General features: G+C 53.5%; 20 protein-coding genes. 17 read left to right on the forward strand and 3 right to left on the reverse strand.

Annotated features, from left to right (window positions below):
- Positions 1 to 16 precede the first annotated feature (16 nt).
- Together focA and ycaO are read right to left on the reverse strand one after the other, a co-directional pair.
- Positions 17 to 874 (reverse strand): formate transporter FocA, encoded by an 858-nt coding sequence (focA, locus tag AC3G3F_RS12315; protein ID WP_023247067.1) that lies wholly within the window; start codon positions 872 to 874, stop codon positions 17 to 19.
- 403 nt (positions 875 to 1,277) lie between these two features.
- Positions 1,278 to 3,038: a 30S ribosomal protein S12 methylthiotransferase accessory factor YcaO gene (gene ycaO / locus AC3G3F_RS12320; RefSeq protein ID WP_023247066.1), complete on the reverse strand. Its 1,761-nt coding sequence runs from the start codon at positions 3,036 to 3,038 to the stop codon at positions 1,278 to 1,280.
- 136 nt (positions 3,039 to 3,174) lie between these two features.
- On the opposite strand from ycaO, the gene AC3G3F_RS12325 reads away from it, so the two are divergent.
- The 13 genes from AC3G3F_RS12325 (at position 3,175) to AC3G3F_RS12385 (ending at position 18,241) form a co-directional block, all read left to right on the forward strand.
- The gene (locus AC3G3F_RS12325) at positions 3,175 to 3,867 is read left to right on the forward strand and encodes a DUF421 domain-containing protein (RefSeq protein WP_079805412.1); all 693 of its coding nucleotides are present in this window, start codon (positions 3,175 to 3,177) and stop codon (positions 3,865 to 3,867) included.
- Positions 3,868 to 4,052: 185 nt separating this feature from the next.
- Positions 4,053 to 5,141 carry a 3-phosphoserine/phosphohydroxythreonine transaminase gene (gene serC / locus AC3G3F_RS12330; RefSeq protein WP_070801960.1) on the forward strand — a complete coding sequence of 363 codons (1,089 nt, stop codon included), beginning with the start codon at positions 4,053 to 4,055 and terminating at the stop codon, positions 5,139 to 5,141.
- A gap of 70 nt (positions 5,142 to 5,211) precedes the next feature.
- The gene (gene aroA / locus AC3G3F_RS12335) at positions 5,212 to 6,495 is read left to right on the forward strand and encodes a 3-phosphoshikimate 1-carboxyvinyltransferase (protein ID WP_053509616.1); all 1,284 of its coding nucleotides are present in this window, start codon (positions 5,212 to 5,214) and stop codon (positions 6,493 to 6,495) included.
- A 241-nt stretch (positions 6,496 to 6,736) separates the two neighbouring features.
- The gene (cmk, locus tag AC3G3F_RS12340) at positions 6,737 to 7,420 is read left to right on the forward strand and encodes a (d)CMP kinase (protein WP_000125003.1); all 684 of its coding nucleotides are present in this window, start codon (positions 6,737 to 6,739) and stop codon (positions 7,418 to 7,420) included.
- A gap of 113 nt (positions 7,421 to 7,533) precedes the next feature.
- Positions 7,534 to 9,207, forward strand: a complete 1,674-nt coding sequence (gene rpsA / locus AC3G3F_RS12345; protein WP_000140319.1) for a 30S ribosomal protein S1 — start codon at positions 7,534 to 7,536, stop codon at positions 9,205 to 9,207.
- Between the two features lie 156 nt (positions 9,208 to 9,363).
- Positions 9,364 to 9,648, forward strand: coding sequence for an integration host factor subunit beta (ihfB, locus tag AC3G3F_RS12350; RefSeq protein WP_000167332.1), 285 nt, complete (start codon positions 9,364 to 9,366; stop codon positions 9,646 to 9,648).
- A 212-nt stretch (positions 9,649 to 9,860) separates the two neighbouring features.
- Positions 9,861 to 12,125, forward strand: a complete 2,265-nt coding sequence (locus tag AC3G3F_RS12355; RefSeq protein WP_488395069.1) for a ComEC family protein — start codon at positions 9,861 to 9,863, stop codon at positions 12,123 to 12,125.
- A gap of 36 nt (positions 12,126 to 12,161) precedes the next feature.
- Positions 12,162 to 13,910, forward strand: coding sequence for a lipid A ABC transporter ATP-binding protein/permease MsbA (gene msbA / locus AC3G3F_RS12360; protein ID WP_023247060.1), 1,749 nt, complete (start codon positions 12,162 to 12,164; stop codon positions 13,908 to 13,910).
- Positions 13,907 to 14,884, forward strand: coding sequence for a tetraacyldisaccharide 4'-kinase (gene lpxK / locus AC3G3F_RS12365; RefSeq protein WP_070804015.1), 978 nt, complete (start codon positions 13,907 to 13,909; stop codon positions 14,882 to 14,884). Before msbA ends, lpxK begins: the two co-directional genes overlap by 4 nt.
- Before the next feature lie 43 nt (positions 14,885 to 14,927).
- A complete protein-coding gene (locus tag AC3G3F_RS12370; RefSeq protein WP_063390304.1) occupies positions 14,928 to 16,160 on the forward strand; it encodes a winged helix-turn-helix domain-containing protein in 1,233 nt (410 codons plus the stop codon).
- Between the two features lie 51 nt (positions 16,161 to 16,211).
- Positions 16,212 to 16,394, forward strand: a complete 183-nt coding sequence (gene ycaR, locus AC3G3F_RS12375; protein ID WP_000350056.1) for a protein YcaR — start codon at positions 16,212 to 16,214, stop codon at positions 16,392 to 16,394.
- Positions 16,391 to 17,137: a 3-deoxy-manno-octulosonate cytidylyltransferase gene (gene kdsB, locus AC3G3F_RS12380; RefSeq protein ID WP_023247057.1), complete on the forward strand. Its 747-nt coding sequence runs from the start codon at positions 16,391 to 16,393 to the stop codon at positions 17,135 to 17,137. Before ycaR ends, kdsB begins: the two co-directional genes overlap by 4 nt.
- Before the next feature lie 210 nt (positions 17,138 to 17,347).
- Positions 17,348 to 18,241 (forward strand): YcbJ family phosphotransferase, encoded by an 894-nt coding sequence (locus AC3G3F_RS12385; RefSeq protein WP_053509624.1) that lies wholly within the window; start codon positions 17,348 to 17,350, stop codon positions 18,239 to 18,241.
- On the opposite strand, the gene elyC is transcribed toward AC3G3F_RS12385, so the two are convergent.
- A complete protein-coding gene (gene elyC, locus AC3G3F_RS12390) occupies positions 18,218 to 18,997 on the reverse strand; it encodes an envelope biogenesis factor ElyC (protein ID WP_023247055.1) in 780 nt (259 codons plus the stop codon). The two genes, AC3G3F_RS12385 and elyC, sit on opposite strands and share 24 nt — an antisense overlap.
- A gap of 135 nt (positions 18,998 to 19,132) precedes the next feature.
- Here elyC and cmoM point away from each other — a divergent pair, with 135 nt between their 5' ends.
- The 4 genes from cmoM to mukB are packed head-to-tail and all read left to right on the forward strand — an operon-like array spanning position 19,133 to position 26,402.
- Positions 19,133 to 19,936: a tRNA uridine 5-oxyacetic acid(34) methyltransferase CmoM gene (cmoM, locus tag AC3G3F_RS12395; RefSeq protein ID WP_023247054.1), complete on the forward strand. Its 804-nt coding sequence runs from the start codon at positions 19,133 to 19,135 to the stop codon at positions 19,934 to 19,936.
- Entirely contained in the window at positions 19,929 to 21,251 is a 1,323-nt protein-coding gene (gene mukF, locus AC3G3F_RS12400) for a chromosome partition protein MukF (RefSeq protein ID WP_023247053.1), read from the forward strand. Before cmoM ends, mukF begins: the two co-directional genes overlap by 8 nt.
- On the forward strand, positions 21,232 to 21,939 hold the full coding sequence (mukE, locus tag AC3G3F_RS12405; protein ID WP_023247052.1) for a chromosome partition protein MukE: 708 nt from the start codon (positions 21,232 to 21,234) through the stop codon (positions 21,937 to 21,939). Before mukF ends, mukE begins: the two co-directional genes overlap by 20 nt.
- A complete protein-coding gene (mukB, locus tag AC3G3F_RS12410; RefSeq protein WP_488395072.1) occupies positions 21,936 to 26,402 on the forward strand; it encodes a chromosome partition protein MukB in 4,467 nt (1,488 codons plus the stop codon). The genes mukE and mukB overlap by 4 nt, the downstream gene beginning before the upstream one ends.
- Positions 26,403 to 26,461: the final 59 nt, after the last annotated feature.

Raw genomic sequence — 26,461 nt, forward strand, 5'->3', positions numbered from 1 at the left:
ATAGCGAACATCACGATTAATGATGATCGTTACCACGCAGGTAAATGACCCAGTATGTCAACCCAACCAGCAAACCGCCGCCGATAATGTTACCGATCGTGACCGGAATCAGGTTATCAGTGATGAAGCTCATCACGGTCAGGTGAGAAAAACTTTCCGGAGATGAACCGACCGCGGTCCAAAACTCCGGTGTAGCGAAATCGCGTATTACAATACCCATAGGGATCATAAACATGTTTGCGATACTGTGCTCAAAACCGCTGGCGACAAACATGGCGACGGGCAGTACCATGATGAACGCTTTGTCCATCAGGCTGCGACCTGAATAGCTCATCCACACGGCCAGACAAACCATCAGGTTCGCCAGAATACCGAGGCAGACAGCTTCAATAAAAGTGTGGTGCATTTTGTGGTCGGCGGTTTGCAGGACGTTCAGTCCCCACTGACCGTTGGCAGTCATATACTCGCCGGAAAGCCACATCAGTAACACGAAAAGCAGAGCGCCAATCAGGTTACCAAAATAGACGTTTAACCAGTTTTTAGCCAGTTGCCCCCAGGTGATGCGACCGCTGGCTTTAGCCACAACGATCAGAACGGTGGAGGTGAAAAGATCAGCGCCGCAGATAACACAGAGAATCAGTCCCAAAGAGAAACAGATACCCCCGATAAGTTTTGCCATGCCATAAGGCATCGCGCCAGTACCGGTTGTCGCAGTAATATAAAAAACAAAGGCAATTGAAATGAATACACCGGCGGTAATCGCCAGATAGAAAGTCTTAAGCGGATGTTTCGTTGCTTTATAGACGCCTGCTTCTTCAGCCACTTTGGCCATTGCTGCAGGGAGTAAAAGGTCAAAAGGGTTGTCAGCTTTCACACTAACTCTCTCTTTATTAAGTCGGCGACGAGATACTAACAAAGCATTATAGATGAGAATTTGATATAGATCATATCTCGCCTGGCTTATAGGCCCGTAAGACGCATGGTTTTTATGCAATTACGGTGTAACTTTTTGATTATCCAAATAAAAATAAATTTTAAAAATTATAATGTGAGTTGAATCTTTTCCCTAATCCTCCTGTTACACGGTTAATTAAAATGGAGTAATCAACAAATAAAGTAACATCACTATGTTAATTAATTTAATATTAACTACCAATGTTTAACCTTGTTATTACATTTTTGCCGCCTATCGAAAATAAATATTACGGGGGCCCGAAAGCGCCCCGTAATATAACGCAGCCGATAGTGTAAACCTACCCTAAGACACTCATATGGCCTTATTTTAACCAGTATGCTGCTTTCGCGCGCTGTAATTTATCATAAGCTTTTAACAAGGACTGATGGGCCGGGAACGTTTGCAGATCGTGGTCGACAGTCGGTAGTCCGTAAAAAGCCGCTTCACCGCTAAGCGCGGCGCTGGCGGCTTCTACAGCCTCTGCGCCATACATTTTTATAAAAGCATTGAGATATTGCAGCGGCTGACGCGAGTCTTCTTGCGACAGTAACAGTAACGTTTGCAGGCAACGGTAATAGTTCGCGCGTGTCGGACTAAAGATCGACGAATTGAACTCCATCGTCCATTCTGTCCAGATCAGCGCCTGCTCCAAATCGCCGCCCGCTAACGCCAGCATTGCTTTTAATTCGCCGACACGCAGTGTATGCCAACCATTGTCCGCTCCGGTCGCCAGACCCAGCAGTTCACGCACGCGGGTGAAATCGTCAAAACCTTCTTCATCCAATTGTTCAATCAGATTGAGATAGTCTTCTTTATTCCAGGCGCTACCGGGCAGCGAAAGCAGAATCTCACGAAGATGGCTACCCATATTGTTGTTGGCCAGCCACAGATCTTCGGCAGGATAAATATCAGACATTCCCGGTACGATAATACGACAGGCGTACACGCCGAGATGCTCGTAATCGGCAATGTAAACTTCTTTATCTTCAGCAGCGAAGATGGCCATCAGCGTGGCGAACTCTTCTTCGGTAGTGCCGGAGAAACTCCAGTCCGCGAACGGGTAATCGGCGTCCTGTTTGAACAGATCCCACGAAATCAGGCCGCTGGAGTCGATGAAGTGGGTCTCCAGATTAGTGTGCTCCGCGACTTCTTCATCATCGAACGTTGGCGGGGTGAAGACATCAAGATCTTTCAGACCGCGTCCCTGGAGTAGCTCGGTCACTGTACGTTCCAGCGCAACGCCAAAGTCAGGATGCGCGCCAAAAGAAGCAAAGCAGGTACCGTTAGCCGGGTTGAACAGCACGACGCAGATAACCGGATATTGACCGCCCAGCGAGCCGTCATAGGCGAAAATTGGGAAACCCTCGGCTTCCAGCGTGGCGATTGATTCCATTACCGCCGGATAACGCGCCATCACCTCTGCAGGAATCTCCGGCAGACTGATGCTTTCCGCAATAATACGATTCTTCACATAGCGCTCGAAGACCTCCGACAGTCCCTGAACGCGGGCTTCATTACGCGTATTGCCGGCAGACATCCCGTTAGAGACGTACAGGTTGCCGATGATATTCATCGGAATATACACGGTCTGGTTATCGGACTGACGGGTAAATGGCAGGCCGCAGACGCCGCGTGCTTCATTGCCGGACTGAAGATCAATCAACTGACTTCCGGTGAGTTCATTTTCCGGATCGTAAAACGCGCGCAAACGGGCATCAAGCAGGCCTTCCGGCACGTCGTCATTTTCAGTCAGCGGGAACCACTTTTCGTTCGGGTAATGCACGAACGGCCCGTTGGCGACCGTTTCACCAAGCCAGAAATCAGCAAAAAAGTAGTTGGTTGACAGACGCTCGAAGTATTCGCCCAGCGCCGAGGCCAGCGCCGCTTTTTTGGTCGCGCCTTTTCCGTTGGTAAAGCATAACGCGCACTCTTTATCGCGAATATGCACTGACCAGACGTTTGGCACCGGGTTCAGCCAGGAGGCCTCTTCGATGTGAAAGCCGAGGTCGAGTAACTTTTGCTGGAAGCGGGCGATGGAGTCTTCCAGCGCGGCGTCTTTGCCGGGAATAAATGTTTGCGTCATGAAAATCACTTTTGTCGTACGGAAAGCGCGCAATGATACGGGTTTTATGTGACGGGCGCTATCTCGCCGGGACATCGGCGGAAATAAAAGTATTGGCTATGCTTTTACACAGGAATTCACAGGAAGAGCATAAAAAATGAAGGCATTTGATTTGCAACGAATGGCGCTGGATAACGTGCCGGTAGCATTTTTGGGGGAAGTGGCGCTACGTAGCTTTTACACCTTTGTCCTGGTCTTTCTCTTCTTAAAGGTGACAGGACGACGCGGCGTGCGGCAAATGTCGCTTTTTGAAGTGTTGATCATTTTGACATTGGGATCTGCGGCAGGCGACGTCGCGTTTTATGATGATGTTCCGATGCTTCCCGTTCTGGTGGTATTCATCACCCTGGCGCTGCTCTATCGTCTGGTCATGTGGCTGATGGCGCATAGTGAAAAGTTGGAGGATCTACTGGAAGGTAAGTCAGTGGTCGTTGTTGAAGACGGCGAACTGGCGTGGGAAAAACTGCAACGCTCGAATATGACAGAGTTTGAATTTTTTATGGAGCTTCGTTTGAATGGCGTTGAACAACTGGGGCAGGTCAGGCTGGCCATCCTTGAGACGAATGGTCAAATTAGCGTCTATTTCTTTGAAGATAAAGACGTGAAGCCGGGATTAAGCATTCTTCCTGAACACTGTACGCCACGCTTTACGGTGGTGCCGGAGGCTGGCGATTATGCCTGTGTACGTTGCAGTGAAGTGGTACGAATGACCGTCGGAGAAAAACAATTATGTCCGCGCTGCGCAAATCCAGAATGGACGAAGGCAAGCCGGGCTAAACGCGTTGTTTAACAGCGAAAATATCGGATTTATACGGTTAATCCGGAAGATTCTGTTGTGTGACGCACGCCGCATTTCCCCCGCGTATTGTTTTACCCATTGCGGCGCGTGTCACTGAATGATAAAACCGATATCCACATGAATAACGTTTGCCTGATGTCTGTCAGGCAGGCAACAATGCAGCGTGGTGAGGGGAAATGGCTCAGGTCTTTAATTTTAGTTCAGGTCCGGCGATGCTACCGGCGGAAGTACTTAAACTGGCGCAACAGGAATTGTGTGACTGGCACGATCTTGGTACGTCGGTAATGGAAATTAGCCATCGAGGCAAAGAATTTATCCAGGTTGCTGAGGAGGCGGAGCAGGATTTTCGCGATCTCCTTAATATCCCCTCCAACTATAAAGTTTTATTTTGTCACGGCGGCGGTCGCGGGCAGTTTGCTGGTGTGCCGCTAAATCTGCTGGGCGATAAAACCACGGCGGATTATGTCGATGCCGGTTACTGGGCGGCGAGCGCCATCAAAGAAGCCAAAAAATACTGTGCGCCGCAGATTATCGACGCCAAAATCACCGTTGACGGCAAACGTGCCGTGAAACCGATGCGCGAGTGGCAGCTTTCCGATAATGCCGCTTATTTACACTATTGCCCGAATGAGACCATTGACGGCATCGCCATTGATGAAACGCCTGATTTTGGCCCGGAGGTGGTCGTCACGGCGGATTTCTCTTCTACCATCCTTTCTGCGCCGCTGGACGTCTCTCGCTATGGCGTGATTTATGCTGGCGCGCAGAAGAATATCGGTCCGGCAGGGCTGACGCTGGTTATCGTCCGGGAGGATCTGTTAGGCAAGGCGCATGAGAGCTGCCCGTCTATCCTCGACTACACCGTCCTGAATGATAACGACTCGATGTTTAATACGCCGCCGACTTTCGCCTGGTATCTTTCCGGTCTGGTGTTCAAATGGTTGAAAGCGCAGGGCGGCGTGGCGGCGATGCACAAAATTAATCAGCAAAAAGCGGAACTGCTGTACGGTGTGATTGATAACAGCGATTTCTACCGTAACGATGTCGCGCAAGCCAATCGTTCGCGGATGAATGTTCCGTTCCAGTTAGCGGACAACGCGCTGGACAAGGTATTTCTGGAAGAGTCTTTCGCCGCCGGTCTCCACGCGTTGAAAGGGCACCGTGTCGTCGGCGGTATGCGTGCCTCTATCTATAACGCCATGCCGATTGAAGGGGTGAAAGCCCTGACCGATTTCATGATCGATTTTGAGCGTCGCCACGGCTAATTCGTTTCTTTTTTCATCCCCACGGTCAGTCTGTGGGGTTTTTATTTCTGTTTTTTGAGAGTTGAGTTTCATGGAATCCCTGACGTTACAACCTATCGCGCGGGTCGATGGCGCCATTAATTTACCTGGCTCCAAAAGTGTTTCAAACCGTGCTTTGCTCCTGGCGGCTTTAGCTTGCGGTAAAACCGTTCTGACGAATCTGCTGGATAGCGATGACGTCCGCCATATGCTCAATGCCCTGAGCGCGCTGGGGATTGATTATACTCTTTCTGCCGATCGCACCCGCTGTGACATCATCGGTAATGGCGGTGCATTGCGCGCGCCAGGCGATCTGGAACTGTTTCTCGGTAATGCCGGAACCGCGATGCGTCCGTTAGCGGCAGCGCTATGCCTGGGTCAAAATGAGACAGTGTTAACCGGCGAACCGCGCATGAAAGAGCGTCCGATAGGCCATCTGGTCGATGCGCTGCGTCAGGGCGGGGCGAATATTGATTACCTGGAACAGGAAAATTATCCGCCCTTGCGTCTGCGCGGCGGTTTTACCGGCGGTGACGTTGAGGTTGACGGTAGCGTTTCCAGCCAGTTCCTTACCGCGCTGCTGATGACCGCGCCGCTGGCGCCTAAAGACACAGTGATCCGTATTAAAGGCGAGCTGGTATCAAAACCTTACATCGACATCACGTTAAATTTAATGAAAACCTTTGGCGTGGAGATAGCGAACCATCGCTACCAACAATTTGTCGTGAAGGGCGGTCAACAGTATCAGTCGCCGGGTCGCTATCTGGTCGAGGGCGATGCCTCGTCGGCTTCTTATTTCCTCGCCGCCGGGGCGATAAAAGGCGGTACGGTAAAAGTAACCGGGATTGGCCGTAATAGTATGCAAGGCGATATTCGTTTTGCCGATGTGCTGGAGAAAATGGGCGCGACCATTACCTGGGGCGATGATTTTATTGCCTGTACGCGCGGCGAGCTGCACGCCATAGATATGGATATGAATCATATTCCGGATGCGGCGATGACGATTGCCACCACGGCGCTATTTGCGAAAGGAACCACGACGCTGCGCAATATTTATAACTGGCGGGTGAAAGAAACCGATCGCCTGTTTGCGATGGCGACCGAGCTGCGTAAAGTGGGGGCTGAAGTCGAAGAAGGGCACGATTATATTCGTATCACGCCGCCAGCAAAGCTCCATCACGCGGATATCGGCACGTACAATGACCATCGTATGGCGATGTGCTTTTCACTGGTCGCGCTGTCCGATACGCCAGTCACGATCCTGGACCCTAAATGTACCGCAAAAACGTTCCCTGATTATTTCGAACAACTGGCGCGGATGAGTACGCCAGCCTGATCCTTCTGTTGCGCCAGCCGACAGGCTGGCGCGCCGGTGTCCGCACTCGCGCTATTTTTACAATCACGACTACTGCTAATCTTTCGGGCTGGTTCCTCGTCGGTCCGCTATAATTGCGCAATTATTCCGCATCTGATTACAGACAAAACTGGTTTTTGCACGCAACGTTAACGGTCGCGAGCGTTGGCGCGTATAATGCGCGGCGTTTACGTTAACGGTACGCCTGTTTAAGGAGATAAAGATGACGGCAATTGCCCCGGTAATAACCATTGATGGCCCAAGCGGTGCAGGTAAAGGCACCTTGTGCAAAGCAATGGCGGAAGCATTGCAATGGCATCTGCTGGATTCCGGCGCGATATACCGCGTACTGGCGCTGGCGGCATTGCATCACCATGTCGATCTCGCCTCTGAAGATGCGCTGGTGCCGCTGGCGTCCCATCTGGATGTGCGTTTCGTCTCAACGGACGGCAATCTGGAGGTTATCCTGGAAGGCGAGGACGTTAGCGGCGAAATCCGTACGCAGGAAGTCGCGAACGCGGCATCCCAGGTGGCGGCGTTCCCACGCGTGCGTGAAGCGCTTCTTCGTCGCCAACGCGCGTTCCGCGAAGCGCCCGGTTTAATCGCCGATGGGCGCGATATGGGCACCGTGGTCTTCCCGGATGCGCCGGTAAAAATTTTCCTTGACGCCTCCTCGGAAGAACGTGCGCATCGACGCATGCTACAGTTGCAGGAGAAGGGCTTTAGTGTTAACTTTGAACGCCTTTTGGCCGAGATCAAGGAACGCGACGATCGCGATCGTAATCGCGCTGTAGCGCCGTTAGTTCCTGCTGCTGATGCATTAGTTTTGGATTCTACCCGATTAAGCATTGAGCAAGTGATTGAAAAAGCGTTACAATACGCGCGCCAAAAATTGGCTCTCGCTTAAATGCGACCGAATTTGCAGTACCCCCGCTGCAAGGGAATGACAGCGGGTATGTTAAACAACCCCATCCGGCACGGAGCCAGGTGGACGTTAAATATGAAACCTGAAGATTAAACATGACTGAATCTTTTGCTCAACTCTTTGAAGAATCCTTAAAAGAAATCGAAACCCGCCCGGGTTCCATCGTTCGTGGTGTTGTTGTTGCTATCGATAAAGATATCGTACTGGTTGACGCTGGTCTGAAATCTGAATCCGCCATTCCGGCTGAGCAGTTCAAAAACGCCCAGGGCGAACTGGAAATCCAGGTTGGTGACGAAGTTGACGTTGCTCTGGATGCAGTAGAAGACGGCTTCGGTGAAACTCTGCTCTCTCGTGAGAAAGCTAAACGTCACGAAGCATGGATCACGCTGGAAAAAGCTTACGAAGATGCTGAAACTGTTACCGGTGTTATCAACGGCAAAGTTAAGGGTGGCTTCACTGTTGAGCTGAACGGTATTCGCGCGTTCCTGCCGGGTTCTCTGGTCGACGTTCGTCCGGTGCGCGACACTCTGCACCTGGAAGGCAAAGAGCTTGAATTCAAAGTAATCAAGCTGGACCAGAAACGTAACAACGTTGTGGTTTCTCGTCGTGCCGTTATCGAATCTGAAAACAGCGCAGAACGCGATCAGCTGCTGGAAAACCTGCAGGAAGGCATGGAAGTTAAAGGTATCGTTAAGAACCTCACTGACTACGGTGCATTCGTTGATCTGGGCGGCGTTGACGGCCTGCTGCACATCACGGACATGGCCTGGAAACGCGTTAAGCATCCGAGCGAAATCGTGAATGTTGGCGACGAAATCAACGTTAAAGTGTTGAAGTTCGATCGCGAACGTACCCGTGTATCCCTGGGCCTGAAACAGCTGGGCGAAGATCCGTGGGTTGCTATCGCTAAACGTTATCCGGAAGGTACCAAACTGACCGGTCGCGTGACCAACCTGACCGACTACGGCTGCTTCGTTGAAATTGAAGAAGGCGTTGAAGGCCTGGTTCACGTTTCCGAAATGGACTGGACCAACAAAAACATCCACCCGTCCAAAGTGGTTAACGTTGGCGACGTAGTGGAAGTGATGGTTCTGGATATCGACGAAGAACGTCGTCGTATCTCCTTAGGGTTGAAGCAGTGCAAATCTAACCCGTGGCAGCAGTTCGCAGAAACCCACAACAAGGGCGACCGCGTTGAAGGTAAAATCAAGTCTATCACTGACTTCGGTATCTTCATCGGCCTGGACGGCGGCATCGACGGCCTGGTTCACCTGTCTGACATCTCCTGGAACGTTGCAGGCGAAGAAGCAGTTCGTGAATACAAAAAAGGCGACGAAATCGCTGCAGTTGTTCTGCAGGTTGACGCAGAGCGTGAACGTATCTCCCTGGGCGTTAAACAGCTCGCAGAAGATCCGTTCAACAACTGGGTTGCCCTGAACAAGAAAGGCGCTATCGTAACCGGTAAAGTGACTGCAGTTGACGCTAAAGGCGCAACCGTAGAACTGGCTGACGGTGTTGAAGGTTACCTGCGTGCTTCTGAAGCATCCCGTGACCGCGTTGAAGATGCAACTCTGGTTCTGAGCGTTGGCGACGACGTTGAAGCTAAATTCACCGGCGTTGATCGTAAAAACCGCGCAATCAGCCTGTCTGTTCGTGCGAAAGACGAAGCTGACGAGAAAGATGCAATCGCAACTGTTAACAAACAGGAAGATGCAAACTTCTCTAACAACGCAATGGCTGAAGCATTCAAAGCAGCTAAAGGCGAGTAATTCTCTGGAACTTCGGGCATTTTAGTCCGAAGTATAACGAGTTTACTTGACAGATTGCAGGATTCGTCCTGTAATCAAGCACTAAGGGCGGCTACGGCCGCCCTTAATCAATCTAACGGCTGCAGCCAAATTTGCCTTTAAGGAACCGGAGGAATCATGACCAAGTCAGAATTGATTGAAAGACTTGCAACCCAGCAATCTCACATTCCCGCTAAGGCGGTTGAAGACGCAGTAAAAGAGATGCTGGAGCATATGGCCTCGACTCTTGCGCAGGGCGAGCGTATTGAAATCCGCGGTTTCGGCAGTTTTTCTTTGCACTATCGCGCGCCTCGTACCGGACGTAACCCCAAGACCGGTGATAAAGTGGAACTGGAAGGAAAATACGTTCCTCACTTTAAACCAGGTAAAGAACTGCGCGATCGCGCCAATATTTACGGTTAAGTTTTAACGCAAAACTTAAATCCGAAAAAAGCACCGTCAGGGTGCTTTTTTCATTTATACGCCGTCAGGCGCAAACTGGAAAGCGTTTCGCATTTTTTGCTGCGCCTTACATTTGCCGGGTAAAAAACCTGGAATCCGCGCCGTATAGCACAAAATCCCCACCAGACAATGGCGTCCTGAACCTGCACACTTTCCTGCACAGGGAGGTGTCTATGAAGATAACGACGGTCAGCGTATGCGTAGTATGCGGCATACTTCCACTTACGATATTGCCAGTATTACCCGACACGTGGATTCTCGCGACGCTGTTTTGTCTGGCATGTTTACTTTGCCTCATTCCTCACCACTATGCGCGCTACGCGGCATTAACCTTGCTCTTTTTCCTGTGGGGAATATTTGCCGCCAGGCAGGCCATTTGGGCGGGTAACGTCCTGCCCGCCGCGACGCAGGAGGCGACAGTCGTCATTACCGCCACCGATCATATGACGACCCATTATGGGCGAATTACCCATTTGCGCGGAAAGCTGCTCTTTCCTGCTGTAGGGGTTGTCCTGTATGGTCAGTACTTACCCACGGAAGTGTGTGCCGGGCAACAGTGGGCGATGACGCTGAAGGTCAGAGCGATACACGGCCAGCTTAACGAAGGCGGTTTTGATAGCCAACGCTACGCGTTGGCGCAGCACCAACCATTGACCGGGCGTTTTCTACAGGCTAAAGCCATTAACCCAGAGTGTAGCTTGCGTGCGCGCTACCTTGCTTCGCTTCGCGCTACGCTTGCGCCTTATCCGTGGCAGCAGGTTATTCTGGCGTTGGGAATGGGGGAGCGGGGAGCGGTGTCGCAGGAGGTGAAAGCCATTATGCGCGATACAGGGACCGCCCATTTGATGGCGATTTCCGGCCTGCATATCGCTTTTGCCGCGTTATTGGCTGCCGGATTAATCCGTGGCGGACAATTCTTTTTGCCGGTCAGATGGATTCGTTGGCAGACGCCATTGCTGGGCGGCATTCTTTGCGCGATATGCTATGCCTGGCTTACCGGCTTACAACCGCCTGCGCTGCGCACGGTGGCGGCGCTGAGCGTCTGGGGAGGATTAAAATTAAGCGGACGACAGTGGAGCGGCTGGCAAGTCTGGTGCTGCTGTCTGGCCGCGATTATTTTCGCCGATCCTGTGGCGGTTATATCGCAAAGTCTTTGGCTGTCAGCATTTGCGGTTGCCGGCCTGTTATTCTGGTATCAGTGGTTTCCTGCGCCAAACGGAAATTTTCCACGGGGCGTACGCTGGTTGCTTAACCTGCTTCACCTACAGGCAGGCATTACACTTCTGCTTTTGCCTCTCCAGGTGGCGATTTTTCATGGCATAAGCGTTACCGCAATGCTGGCGAATCTTTTTGCCGTACCCTGGGTCACATTTTTGACGGTTCCGCTCATCCTGGCGGGAATGATTCTGCATTTAACCGGGCCGCTTTTTCTTGAAGAGTGGGTATGGTTCCTGACCGATCGCGCGTTAGCCGCGCTATTTTACCTGTTGAATGCTTTACCGCAGGGCTGGGTGAATATTGATAACCGTTGGCAGTGGCTGACGCTATCGCCCTGGTTAACGCTTATCGCGTGGCGATTAAATGTCTGGCGTACCTGGCCGGCGGTCTGTTTATGCGGGTTATTGCTGATGAGCTGGCCACTCTGGCGGCCGATAAACGCCAGCGGATGGCAGGTGCATATGCTGGATGTCGGTCAGGGGCTGGCGATAGCGATCGTCAGGGGCGATAAAGTCATACTCTACGATACCGGCCGGGCATGGCCGGAGGGCGATAGCGGGCAACAGGTTATTATTCCCTGGTTGCGCTGGCATAATCTGACGCCGGAGGGTGTTATTTTGAGTCATGAGCATCTGGATCATCGGGGCGGGCTGCGTTCGCTACAGCGGGTCTGGCCGTCAATGTGGATTCGCAGCCCGTTAGGCTGGCAGGGACATTTGCCCTGTTTTCGCGGCGAGCAGTGGCAATGGCAGGGGCTGACGTTTCAGGCGCACTGGCCGTTACGCGAAAGTACCGATCGAGGAAATAACCGCTCTTGTGTGGTCAAAGTGGATGATGGCGTACACAGCATCCTGCTCACGGGCGATATTGAAGCGGGCGCTGAACAAAAAATGCTAAGTCGTTACTGGCGACATCTTACGGCGACGTTTATCCAGGTGCCGCATCATGGCAGTAATACGTCGTCGTCGCTACCGCTTATTCAGCGGGTACATGGTAAAGCGGCGCTGGCGTCCGCCTCGCGCTATAACGCATGGCGGCTGCCGTCACGTAAGGTAAAACAGCGCTACCGACAGCAGGCGTATCAGTGGCTTGATACACCCCACCAGGGGCAAATTTCGCTGCGGTTTTCTCCGCAGGGCTGGCGCATACAAGGCTTACGGGATCAAATTTTACCTCGTTGGTATCATCAGTGGTTTGGCGTGCCCGAGGATAACGGGTAGAATATGCGGCTATTTCAACAAATGCTGGTTTTTTGAATGCATAACGATAAAGATCTCTCTACGTGGCAGACCTTCCGCCGACTGTGGCCAACCATAGCGCCTTTTAAAGCAGGTCTGATCGTGGCGGGCATAGCGTTAATTCTCAACGCAGCCAGCGATACCTTCATGTTATCGCTCCTCAAGCCATTACTGGATGATGGTTTCGGTAAAACGGATCGCTCAGTGTTGCTGTGGATGCCGCTGGTGGTTATTGGGCTGATGGTATTACGAGGCATCACCAGCTATGTCTCCAGCTACTGTATTTCATGGGTGTCAGGCAAGGTGGTAATGACCATGCGCCGTCGCCTGTTTGGCCATATGATGGGAATGCCCGTCGCCTTCTTTGATAAACAGTCTACCGGTACGCTGCTGTCGCGTATTACTTACGATTCAGAACAGGTTGCCTCTTCTTCATCTGGCGCGCTGATTACCGTGGTGCGTGAAGGGGCATCGATCATCGGATTGTTTATCATGATGTTCTATTACAGCTGGCAGTTGTCGATCATCTTGGTTGTTTTAGCGCCGATTGTGTCGATTGCGATTCGCGTTGTCTCAAAGCGGTTCCGCAGCATCAGTAAAAATATGCAGAACACGATGGGACAAGTGACTACCAGCGCCGAACAAATGTTAAAAGGGCATAAAGAGGTACTGATTTTCGGCGGTCAGGAAGTCGAAACTAAACGCTTTGATAAAGTCAGCAATAAGATGCGACTACAAGGCATGAAAATGGTCTCAGCCTCGTCAATTTCCGATCCTATCATTCAGCTCATTGCCTCGCTGGCGCTGGCGTTTGTCCTCTATGCAGCGAGCTTCCCAAGCGTAATGGATAGCCTGACGGCTGGGACCATCACCGTGGTGTTCTCCTCCATGATCGCGCTGATGCGTCCGTTAAAATCGCTGACAAACGTTAACGCGCAGTTCCAGCGTGGGATGGCGGCTTGTCAGACGTTGTTTGCAATTCTGGACAGCGAACAGGAGAAAGATGAAGGTAAACGTGTCATTGACCGCGCGACCGGCGATCTTGAATTCCGCAATGTGACGTTTACTTACCCGGGCCGTGAAGTTCCGGCATTGCGTAACATCAATTTGAAAATTCCTGCCGGGAAAACCGTGGCGCTGGTGGGGCGTTCCGGATCGGGTAAATCGACTATCGCCAGCCTGATCACGCGCTTCTACGATATTGATGAAGGACACATCCTGATGGATGGTCACGATCTGCGCGAATACACTCTGGCCTCTCTACGTAATCAGGTGGCTCTGGTTTCGCAAAACGTGCATCTGTTTAACGACACGGTCGCCAATAACATTGCTTATGCACGGACGGAAGAATACAGCCGCGAGCAGATTGAAGAGGCGGCGCGCATGGCCTATGCCATGGACTTTATCAACAAGATGGATAATGGTCTGGATACCATCATCGGCGAAAATGGCGTACTGCTTTCCGGCGGTCAGCGCCAGCGTATCGCGATTGCCCGCGCCTTACTGCGCGACAGCCCGATTTTGATCCTTGATGAAGCCACGTCCGCGCTGGATACCGAGTCTGAACGTGCGATTCAGGCGGCGCTGGATGAACTGCAGAAAAACCGTACCTCGCTGGTGATTGCGCACCGTCTCTCCACCATTGAACAGGCGGATGAGATCGTTGTGGTCGAAGACGGCATTATCGTTGAGCGCGGCACTCATAGCGAGCTGCTGGCGCAACGCGGCGTTTACGCCCAGCTACATAAGATGCAATTTGGCCAATGATTGCGCGTATCTGGTCGGGTGAATCTCCACTATGGCGGTTACTGCTGCCGCTCTCCTGGTTGTATGGCCTGGTGAGCGGGGCGATTCGTCTGAGCTATAAGCTTGGTCTTCGACGCGCCTGGCGAGCGCCGGTACCGGTGGTTGTGGTAGGGAATCTCACGGCCGGCGGTAACGGTAAAACGCCGGTGGTAATCTGGCTGGTGGAGCAGTTGCAACGGCGTGGCATGCGCGTGGGGGTCGTTTCTCGTGGCTACGGCGGGAAAGCCGCGGCTTATCCGCTACTCCTGACGCCGGAGACGACAACCGCAGAAGCGGGAGATGAACCAGTATTGATCTATCAACGGACCTGTGCGCCTGTCGCGGTTGCGCCTGAACGCGCCGCGGCGGTGAAAGCGATTCTGGCGGCGCATGATGTGCAGATCATTATCACCGACGATGGGTTACAACATTACCGACTGGCGCGAGATATTGAAATTGTGGTGATTGACGGCGTGCGCCGATTTGGCAACGGCTGGTGGCTTCCCGCCGGTCCTATGCGCGAACGCGCCAGTCGCCTGAAAACCGTGGACGCCGCCATCGTGAATGGCGGCGTCGCCCGGGCGGGCGAAATACCCATGCAGCTAGCGCCTGGACTGGCGGTGAACTTACGTACGGGAGCGCGTTGCGACGTAGCGCAACTGAGCAATATTGTGGCGATGGCGGGCATTGGTCATCCGCCGCGCTTTTTCGCAACGCTGGAATCCTGCGGCGCGCATCCGCAAAAGTGCGTCCCGCTGGCGGATCACCAGACGCTTGCCCCTGCTGAGGTTCAGGCTCTGGTCAGCGAGGGGCAGACCCTGGTAATGACGGAAAAAGACGCGGTGAAATGCCGTGCTTTTGCCGAGGAAAACTGGTGGTTTTTACCGGTTGATGCGCGTTTGTCCGGCGAGCAGCCTGATAAGTTGCTTGAGCATATCACCTCGCTGGTTCGCTAGCGCACCCTAATGCAGCGGCAGTGATGAATTTATGGAGTTATGAATGTCATTGCCGTACCTCTCTCTTTCCCAGGCCCGTTGTCTCCATCTTGCTGCGCAGGGGCTATTGAAAAAGCCGCGCCGTAACGCGATGCCTGGCGATGTTCTTGCCGCCATTTCACGTATGGCGTTGCTGCAAATTGATACCATCAATGTTGTCGCGCGTAGCCCCTATCTGGTGCTGTTTAGCCGTCTCGGCTCGTACCCACAGGCCTGGCTGGATGAGGCGCTGCTACGCGGCGAGCTGATGGAATACTGGGCGCATGAGGCCTGTTTCTTACCACGCCGCGACTTCAAACTTATCCGTCATCGTATGCTGTCGCCGGAAAAGATGGGCTGGAAATATCGCGCGGCATGGATGCATGACCATGAGGCAGAAATAGAACAGCTAGTGCGGCATATCCAGGAGCACGGTCCGGTGCGTTCTGCCGATTTTGAACATGCGCAGAAAGGTGTCAGCGGCTGGTGGGAATGGAAACCGCATAAACGCCACCTTGAGGGATTATTTACCGCCGGAAAGGTCATGGTTGTTGAGCGGCGTAATTTTCAACGCGTATATGATTTAACGTACCGTGTGATGCCGCATTGGGATGATGAACGCGATGGACTGTTACAGCCGCAGGCGGAACGTCTGATGCTGGATAATAGCGCGCGCAGTCTGGGGATTTTCCGTGAACAGTGGCTGGCGGATTACTACCGCCTGAAACGTCCTGACCTGAAGGGATGGCGGGAGAGCCGGGCGAAACAGCAGCAGATTATTCCGGTCGAGGTGGAAACGTTGGGGCGGATGTGGCTTCATGCCGATCTTTTTTCGCAGCTTGAACCGGCGCTGAATAACACCTTAAAGGCGACCCATAGCGCAGTGCTGTCGCCTTTCGACCCCGTAGTATGGGATCGTAAGCGGGCAGCGCAGCTCTTCGCATTCAACTACCGGCTGGAATGTTATACGCCCGCGGCGAAGCGCCAGTACGGTTATTTTGTGCTGCCGCTATTATACCGGGGCCGTTTAGTCGGGCGAATGGACGCCAAAATGCACCGTAAAACGGGGGTGCTTGAGGTCATCTCGCTGTATCTGGAGGACGATATTCGCCCTGGCGCTAGTCTGCAAAAAGGAATTTTGCAGGCCATTAGCGCGTTTGCCACCTGGCAACGGGCATCGCGCGTGACGTTGGGACAATGTCCGCCAGGCTTGTTTAGCGGCATGCGTCACGGCTGGGAAATAGACCCTGCACCATAACCGATTATGTTAATATTGAAGGATTCACAATCCGGTCCATCTGGAGGAACTATGGATCATCGTCTGCTTGAAATCATCGCCTGCCCGGTATGCAATGGCAAACTCTGGTACAACCAGGAAAAGCAAGAATTAATTTGCAAACTGGATAATCTGGCTTTCCCGTTACGCGACGGCATTCCTGTATTGCTGGAAAATGAAGCTCGCTCCCTGACATCTGATGAGAGTAAATCATGAGTTTCGTCGTGATCATTCCGGCCCGTTTTTCATCTACCCGACTGCCAGGCAAACCATTGCTGGATATCAATGGCAAGCCCATGATTGTTCATGTCCTGGAGCGGGCGCGCGAATCTGGCGCGGAACGCATTATTGTCGCGACCGATCATGAAGATGTGGCCCATGCGGTAGACGCGGCTGGCGGCGAAGTGTGCATGACGCGCGCCGATCACCAGTCCGGTACCGAACGGTTAGCGGAAGTGGTAGAGAAGTGCGGATTCAGCGACGATACCGTTATTGTGAACGTCCAGGGCGATGAGCCGATGATCCCGGCGGTTATTATTCGCCAGGTCGCAGAAAATCTGGCGCAGCGCCAGGTTGGCATGGCGACGCTGGCGGCGCCGATTCACAGCGCCGAAGAGGCATTTAATCCGAATGCGGTGAAAGTTGTGCTGGATGCCGAAGGCTATGCGCTCTACTTCTCCCGGGCGACGATTCCCTGGGATCGCGATCGCTTTGCAAAAAGTCTGGAAACGGTAGGGGATACTTGCCTGCGCCACTTGGGCATTTACGGCTATCGCGCGGGTTTTATCCGCCGTTACGTGAGCTGGCAGCCCAGCCCGCTTGAACATATTGAAATGCTGGAGCAACTCCGTGTGCTGTGGTACGGCGAAAAAATTCATGTCGCTGTCGCCAAAGCGGTGCCTGGTACGGGCGTAGACACCGCCGACGACCTTGAGCGCGTTCGCGCCGAAATGCGTTAATATGACCCTGTTCATGATCGTCGCAGACGGTCATGAACAGCCCTGTATGGTAGCGCAAAGATGAATACTCACGTCTGCTCGCCAGTGACCCTTCTCTCGTACCGTTACGATTTTCCTCATTTTTCTTTTCTTCTCTTGATCTCATACGGGTGACATCTGTCCATACGACGCTCATTATTAAAGCAGTAGCACTAATGGGGGTAATCTGGAATGGAACAGTTGCGGGCCGAACTCAGCCATTTACTGGGTGAAAAACTTAGCCGTATAGAGTGTGTAAATGAGAAAGCGGATTCCGCATTGTGGTCATTATATGACAGCCAGGGAAATCCGATGCCGCTGATGGCGCGAAGCTTTACAACTCCCGGCGTGGCGCAGCAACTGGCATGGAAAACCTCAATGCTGGCGCGTAGCGGTACGGTGAGGATGCCGGTAATCTATGGCGTATTGACGCATGAAGAGCATCCTGGTCCGGATGTGCTGCTGTTGGAACGACTGCGCGGCGTGTCGGTAGAGGCGCCAGCGCGCACGCCGGAACGCTGGGAACAGCTAAAAGATCAGATTGTTGAAGGATTGCTAGCCTGGCATCGGCAGGATAGCCGCGGTTGCGTTGGCGCCGTAGACCATACTCAGGAAAATATCTGGCCTTCCTGGTATCGCCAGCGGGTGGAGGTGCTGTGGACGACGCTAAACCAGTTCAGCAATACCGGCTTAACGATGCAGGACAAACGCATTCTGTTTCGCACCAGAGAGTGTCTTCCTTCGTTATTTGAGGGGTTTAATGACAACTGCGTACTGGTGCATGGTAACTTCTGCCTGCGCAGTATGCTTAAAGACGCCCGTAGCGATCAGCTCCTGGCGATGGTCGGCCCCGGGCTGATGCTGTGGGCGCCGAGAGAGTTCGAACTGTTTCGCCTGATGGATAATCCCTTGGCGGAGGGATTGCTTTGGCATTATCTGCAACGCGCGCCAGTGGCGGAGTCATTCATCTGGCGGCGTTGGCTCTATGTGCTGTGGGACGAGGTTGCGCAGTTGGTGAATACCGGGCGTTTTAACCGTACCAATTTTGATCTGGCGGCGAAATCATTGCTCCCCTGGCTTGCCTGATGCCCCTTTCAGCCATTGCCAGAGTCGTCCTAATGTTTCATACCCAGCGCGATCGCTATGCATTAGCCAGACCGGGGACGGAATTGCCCGCTCCCAGGGATTGAGTGGCGAATCGATCGCCAACTGATTCGCTGGCGCAGGAAGCGGGTTCAACCCGACATGCTGAAAAAAGATCATCGCGCGTGGCAAATGCGAGGCGGATGTCACCAGCAGGAAAGGTGCGTCGCCGATGGCCTGCTTAACGGCGGCGGCTTCTTCTTGCGTATCTTTTGGCTTATCCAGCGTAATAATATCGCTACGCGGTACGCCCAGCGACTGCGCCACTCGCGCGCCGACTTCCGCCGTGCTTACCGTATTGGTTTTTGCTACACTGCCGGTAAAAATCAGCTTTGCTCCCGGATTCGCTCGCCATAGTCGAATGCCCTCCGCAAGCCGCGGCAAACTGTTGTTAATTAAATTAGAGCTCGGCGCCCACTGCGGGTTCCAGGTATAACCGCCGCCGAGAACCACAATATACTCCACCTTTTGCGGACCCTGCCAGGTGGGGTAGCGGTTTTCTATCGGACGCAGCAGATGGTCAGCGACGGGTTGCAGGCTTAATAGCAATAGCGCCAGCCAACCTACGCTGATAAATACTTTTCCGGTCTTCTGAAAGCGGCTAAACCAGACCAGCACCAGGCCGACGCCAATCATCAGCAACATCAGCGGGAGCGGCAACAACATACCGCCAATCACTTTCTTTAGCGTAAAAAGCATCCTTTTTGGTTCCTTTTTTAACCATATAGCGGAGGATTAACGGTGATATTACACCAGACAGGTTCATTCTCGCCGTGGCTGTGACAAAATAGCGGTTTTATCAGATAACGCCTGAGCCAGCCTGTGGAGAGTCCGATGCAGGATCGCAATTTTGATGACATTGCTGAAAAGTTTTCCCGTAACATTTACGGCACAACCAAAGGGCAACTGCGGCAAGCCATTCTGTGGCAAGACCTGGATCGCGTGCTGGAGGCGTTCGGCGGGCGAAAATTGCAGGTGCTGGATGCTGGCGGTGGCGAAGGGCAAACGGCGATTAAGATGGCGGAGCGCGGTCATCAGGTGACGTTATGCGATCTGTCTGGTGAAATGATCGCCCGCGCGCGGCAGGCGGCCGAGGCAAAAGGTGTGAGCAAAGACATGCATTTTATACAATGCCCGGCTCAGGACGTCGCTGCGCATTTGGAAAGCCCGGTTGATCTGATATTGTTTCATGCTGTGCTGGAGTGGGTAGCCGATCCTGTCGGCGTATTAGAAACGCTCTGGTCAGTATTGCGCCCTGGCGGCGCACTGTCGTTAATGTTCTATAACGCTAACGGTTTGCTGATGCACAATATGGTGGCGGGTAATTTTGACTACGTGCAGGCGGGGATGCCTAAACGCAAGAAGCGCACGTTGTCGCCTGACTACCCGCGCGACCCCGCGCAGGTGTACCAGTGGCTGGAGGCGATTGGCTGGCAGATTACCGGTAAAACCGGCGTGCGTGTGTTTCATGATTATCTGCGTGAAAAGCACCAACAGCGTGACTGTTATGAGACATTGGTCGAACTGGAAACGCGTTATTGCCGCCAGGAGCCGTATATTAGCCTTGGGCGCTACATTCATGTCACCGCGATTAAAAGCCCGGCGCTAGCCGCAGATGCAAGGATAACCTATGAGTGAATTTTCCCAGACAGTCCCCGAACTGGTTGCCTGGGCCAGAAAAAACGACTTTTCCATCTCGCTGCCGGTAGACAGGCTTTCCTTCCTGCTGGCGGTCGCCACGTTGAACGGCGAACGCCTTGACGGCGAGATGAGTGAAGGCGAGCTGGTGGATGCATTCCGCCATGTGAGTGATGCGTTTGAGCAAACCAGCGAAACCATCGGCGTGCGCGCTAATAACGCGATTAACGATATGGTGCGTCAACGTCTGCTGAACCGCTTTACCAGCGAGCAGGCGGAAGGCAATGCGATTTACCGATTAACGCCGCTGGGAATTGGCATCACCGATTATTATATTCGCCAGCGGGAGTTCTCTACATTACGTCTCTCCATGCAGCTATCAATTGTGGCAGGCGAATTGAAAAGCGCGGCGGATGCGGCACAAGAGGGCGGCGACGAGTTCCACTGGCACCGTAATGTCTACGCGCCGCTGAAATATTCGGTGGCGGAAATTTTCGACAGTATCGATCTGACTCAGCGCATCATGGATGAGCAGCAGCAGCAGGTAAAAGATGATATCGCACAACTGCTGAATAAAGACTGGCGCGCGGCGATTTCGAGTTGTGAACTGCTGCTTTCCGAAACGTCCGGTACGCTGCGTGAATTGCAGGATACGCTGGAAGCGGCGGGCGATAAGCTGCAGGCTAACCTGCTGCGTATTCAGGATGCCACGATGTCCCACGACGATCTGCATTTTGTCGACAAGCTGGTCTTTGACCTGCAAAGCAAACTTGACCGTATTATCAGTTGGGGACAGCAGTCTATCGATTTATGGATCGGCTACGACCGTCACGTGCATAAATTTATCCGTACCGCGATCGATATGGATAAAAACCGTGTCTTCGCCCAGCGTTTGCGTCAGTCTGTGCAAACGTATTTCGATGAACCGTGGGCGCTAACCTACGCGAATGCCGATCGTTTGCTGGATATGCGCGATGAAGAGATGGCGTTGCGTGACGATGAAGTCACCGGGGAGTTGCCGCCGGATCTGGAATATGAAGAGTTTAACGAGATCCGTGAGCAACTGGCGGCCATTATCGAAGAACAGTTGGCTATCTACAAAACCAGACAAAAGCCACTAGATCTTGGACTGGTGGTGCGTGAGTATCTGGCGCAATACCCGCGCGCGCGTCATTTCGACGTGGCGCGTATTGTTATCGATCAAGCGGTACGTCTTGGCGTAGCGCAAGCAGATTTCACCGGACTGCCAGCCAAATGGCAGCCGATTAATGATTACGGAGCCAAGGTACAGGCGCATGTCATTGACAAATATTGAACAAGTGATGCCGGTTAAGCTGGCGCAGGCGCTGGCGAATCCGTTATTTCCGGCGCTGGATAGCGCATTGCGTTCGGGCCGCCACATCGGGCTGGACGAACTGGATAATCATGCCTTTCTGATGGATTTTCAGGAATACCTGGAAGAGTTTTACGCGCGTTATAACGTGGAGCTGATTCGTGCGCCGGAGGGGTTTTTCTACCTGCGTCCGCGTTCCACCACGCTTATCCCGCGCTCGGTGTTATCCGAACTGGATATGATGGTCGGTAAAATTCTCTGCTACCTCTATCTCAGCCCGGAGCGTCTGGCGAACGAAGGGATTTTTACCCAGCAGGAGCTGTACGACGAGCTGCTTACCCTGGCGGACGAAGCCAAACTGCTAAAGCTGGTGAATAACCGCTCGACGGGATCTGACGTCGATCGCCAGAAACTGCAGGAAAAGGTACGTTCTTCTTTGAACCGCCTGCGTCGTTTGGGCATGGTGTGGTTTATGGGCCACGACAGCAGCAAATTCCGCATTACAGAATCGGTCTTCCGTTTTGGCGCGGATGTACGCGCCGGCGACGATCCTCGCGAGGCGCAGCGTCGTCTTATCCGCGACGGAGAAGCGATGCCAATTGAAAACCATCTGCAACTTAATGATGAGACCGAAGAGAATCAGCCGGACAGTGGAGAGGAAGAAGAATGATTGAACGCGGTAAATTTCGCTCGCTAACGCTGATTAACTGGAACGGTTTTTTTGCCCGTACCTTTGACCTTGATGAACTGGTCACGACGTTATCCGGGGGTAACGGCGCCGGGAAATCCACGACGATGGCGGCGTTCGTCACGGCGCTGATTCCGGATCTCACATTACTGCACTTTCGTAACACCACGGAAGCCGGCGCCACCAGCGGTTCGCGCGATAAAGGTTTGCACGGTAAGCTGAAGGCGGGCGTTTGTTACTCCATGCTCGACACCATTAATTCCCGCCATCAGCGGGTGGTGGTCGGCGTGCGTCTGCAGCAGGTCGCCGGGCGCGATCGCAAAGTGGACATTAAACCGTTCGCTATTCAGGGACTGCCGATGTCGGTACAGCCGACGCAACTGGTGACAGAGACATTAAACGAACGTCAGGCGCGTGTACTGTCGCTTGCTGAGCTGAAAGACAAGCTTGACGAGATGGAAGGCGTGCAGTTTAAGCAGTTTAACTCCATCACCGATTATCATTCGCTGATGTTTGACTTAGGGATTATCGCTCGTCGTCTGCGCTCAGCGTCGGATCGCAGTAAATTCTATCGTTTGATCGAGGCCTCGCTGTACGGCGGGATCTCCAGTGCTATTACCCGATCGCTACGCGATTATTTATTGCCGGAAAACAGCGGCGTGCGCAAGGCGTTCCAGGATATGGAAGCGGCGTTGCGCGAGAACCGGCTCACGCTGGAAGCGATCCGCGTTACCCAATCCGATCGCGATCTGTTTAAGCATTTGATCAGCGAAGCCACCGATTATGTGGCTGCGGATTATATGCGCCACGCCAATGAGCGTCGGGTTCACCTTGATCAGGCGCTGGCGTTTCGACGCGAACTGTACACATCGCGCAAGCAACTGGCGGCGGAGCAGTATAAGCATGTCGATATGGCTCGCGAGCTGGGTGAGCATAACGGTGCCGAAGGTTCTCTTGAAGCGGATTACCAGGCGGCGAGCGATCACCTGAACCTGGTGCAAACCGCGCTGCGCCAGCAGGAAAAAATTGAACGCTACGAAGCGGATCTTGAAGAACTGCAGATTCGACTTGAAGAGCAAAACGAAGTGGTGGCGGAAGCTGCCGAAATGCAGGACGAAAATGAAGCGCGTGCCGAAGCCGCCGAGCTGGAAGTCGATGAACTCAAAAGTCAGCTTGCGGATTACCAGCAGGCGCTGGATGTACAGCAAACGCGCGCGATTCAGTATAACCAGGCGATATCCGCGCTCGCCCGCGCCAAAGAAATTTGCCATCTGCCGGATCTAACGCCTGAAAGCGCCGCCGAATGGCTGAATACTTTCCAGGCAAAAGAGCAGGAAGCTACGGAAAAACTGCTGTCGCTGGAACAAAAAATGAGCGTGGCGCAAACCGCGCACAGCCAGTTTGAGCAGGCTTACCAGTTGGTTGCGGCGATCAACGGCCCGCTGGCGCGTAGCGAAGCCTGGGACGTGGCGCGCGAGCTGTTACGGGACGGCGTGAACCAGCGTCATCTGGCGGAGCAGGTACAGCCGCTGCGGATGCGCCTGAGCGAACTGGAACAGCGGCTGCGCGAGCAGCAAGAGGCGGAACATCTGCTGGCGGAGTTCTGTAAGCGACAGGGCAAAAATTTTGATATTGACGAACTGGAAGCGCTGCATCAGGAGCTTGAAGCGCGCATCGCGGCGCTGTCTGACAACGTGGCTAACGCCAGCGAACAGCGTATGACCTTGCGTCAGGAGCAGGAGCAGCTTCAGTCGCGTATTCAACATCTGATGCAGCGTGCGCCCGTCTGGCTGGCGGCGCAAAACAGCCTTAACCAGCTTAGCGAACAGTGCGGCGAGGAGTTTACGTCCAGCCAGGAAGTGACAGAATACCTGCAACAGTTACTGGAGCGTGAGCGCGAAGCCATTGTCGAACGCGACGAAGTGGGCGCGCGTAAAAATGCGGTTGATGAAGAGATCGAACGTTTAAGTCAGCCGGGCGGCGCGGAAGATCAGCGTTTGAATGCGCTGGCGGAGCGTTTTGGCGGGGTATTACTGTCGGAAATCTACGATGATGTCAGCCTTGAAGATGCGCCGTACTTTTCCGCACTGTATGGCCCGTCGCGCCATGCGATCGTCGTGCCGGATTTATCACAAATAGCCGAACAGCTTGAAGGTCTGACCGATTGCCCGGAAGATCTGTACCTGATCGAAGGCGATCCGCAGTCTTTTGATGACAGCGTATTCAGCGTTGACGAGCTGGAAAAGGCGGTGGTAGTGAAAATTGCCGATCGTCAGTGGCGTTATTCGCGCTTCCCGTCGCTGCCTATTTTTGGCCGTGCGGCGCGCGAGAACCGTATTGAAAGTCTCCATGCGGAACGGGAAGTGCTTTCCGAGCGCTTTGCCACGCTCTCGTTTGACGTTCAGAAAACCCAGCGTTTGCACCAGGCGTTCAGCCGTTTTATCGGCAGTCACCTTTCCGTCGCCTTTGAGGACGATCCGGAAGCGGAAATTCGCCGACTGAACGGGCGTCGCGTCGAGCTGGAGCGCGCGCTGGCGACGCATGAAAACGACAACCAGCAGCAGCGCATTCAGTTTGAGCAGGCGAAAGAGGGCGTTTCCGCGCTTAACCGTTTGCTGCCGCGGCTGAATTTATTGGCCGATGAAACGCTGGCCGATCGGGTCGATGAAATTCAGGAGCGGTTGGATGAGGCGCAAGAAGCGGCGCGATTTGTGCAGCAATATGGCAACCAGTTAGCCAGACTGGAGCCAGTGGTTTCCGTTCTGCAAAGCGATCCGGAACAGTTTGAGCAGTTAAAAGAAGACTATGCATGGTCGCAGCAAATGCAGCGCGACGCGCGCCAGCAGGCTTTTGCGCTGGCTGAAGTTGTCGAACGTCGGGCGCATTTCAGCTATTCCGACTCGGCGGAAATGCTGAGCGGCAACAGCGATCTCAATGAAAAGCTGCGCCAGCGGCTGGAGCAGGCGGAAGCCGAGCGTACCCGCGCCCGCGAAGCGCTGCGCAGCCATGCTGCGCAGCTAAGTCAGTACAGTCAGGTTCTGGCCTCGCTAAAAAGTTCTTACGACACGAAAAAAGAGCTGCTTAACGATTTGCAGCGCGAATTACAGGATATTGGCGTTCGCGCCGACAGCGGGGCGGAAGAGCGCGCCCGCCAGCGTCGGGATGAACTGCACGCCCAGTTGAGCAATAACCGTTCGCGTCGCAATCAGCTTGAGAAAGCGCTCACCTTCTGCGAAGCGGAGATGGATAACCTGACCCGCAAGCTGCGCAAGCTGGAGCGCGATTATCATGAAATGCGCGAGCAGGTCGTGACCGCGAAAGCCGGTTGGTGCGCAGTCATGCGGATGGTTAAAGACAATGGCGTGGAACGTCGTCTGCACCGTCGTGAGCTGGCTTATCTGTCGGCGGATGAACTGCGCTCCATGTCGGATAAGGCGTTGGGCGCGCTGCGCCTGGCGGTCGCGGATAACGAACATCTGCGCGACGTGTTGCGCCTGTCGGAAGATCCAAAACGCCCGGAACGTAAAATCCAGTTCTTTGTGGCCGTTTATCAGCATCTGCGCGAACGTATTCGTCAGGATATTATTCGTACCGACGATCCTGTTGAAGCCATTGAACAGATGGAGATTGAACTGAGCCGTCTGACGGAAGAGCTGACGTCGCGTGAGCAAAAGCTAGCGATCAGTTCCCGCAGCGTGGCGAACATTATCCGCAAGACTATCCAGCGCGAACAGAACCGTATCCGAATGCTGAACCAGGGTTTGCAAAGCGTCTCGTTTGGACAGGTGAATAGCGTGCGGTTAAACGTCAACGTGCGTGAAACGCATGCCACCCTGCTGGATGTGCTTTCAGAACAGCATGAGCAGCACCAGGATCTGTTTAATAGCAATCGTCTGACCTTCTCCGAAGCGCTGGCGAAACTGTACCAGCGCCTGAATCCGCAGATCGATATGGGGCAACGCACGCCGCAGACTATCGGCGAGGAGTTGCTGGACTACCGTAACTATCTGGAGATGGAAGTCGAAGTTAACCGTGGATCAGACGGTTGGCTGCGTGCGGAATCCGGCGCGCTGTCTACCGGGGAAGCTATCGGGACCGGGATGTCGATTCTGGTGATGGTGGTACAAAGCTGGGAAGACGAAGCACGCAGATTGCGCGGGAAAGATATTTCGCCATGTCGCCTGCTGTTCCTCGATGAAGCGGCGCGTCTGGATGCGCGCTCTATCGCCACGCTGTTTGAACTGTGCGAACGTTTACAGATGCAGCTCATCATCGCGGCGCCGGAAAACATCAGTCCGGAGAAGGGCACGACGTATAAACTGGTGCGTAAAGTGTTTCAGAATACTGAGCACGTTCATGTTGTCGGACTGCGTGGCTTTGCGCCGCAACTTCCGGAAACGCTTCCCGGCACGCAGACGGAAGATACACCTTCAGAAGCGAGTTAAACACAGCAGAAACGGTGGCATGCCTGATGGCGTTTGTTTCGCTTATCAGACCTGGATGA

The sequence above is a fragment of the Salmonella sp. FC25216 genome, from assembly GCF_057751355.1.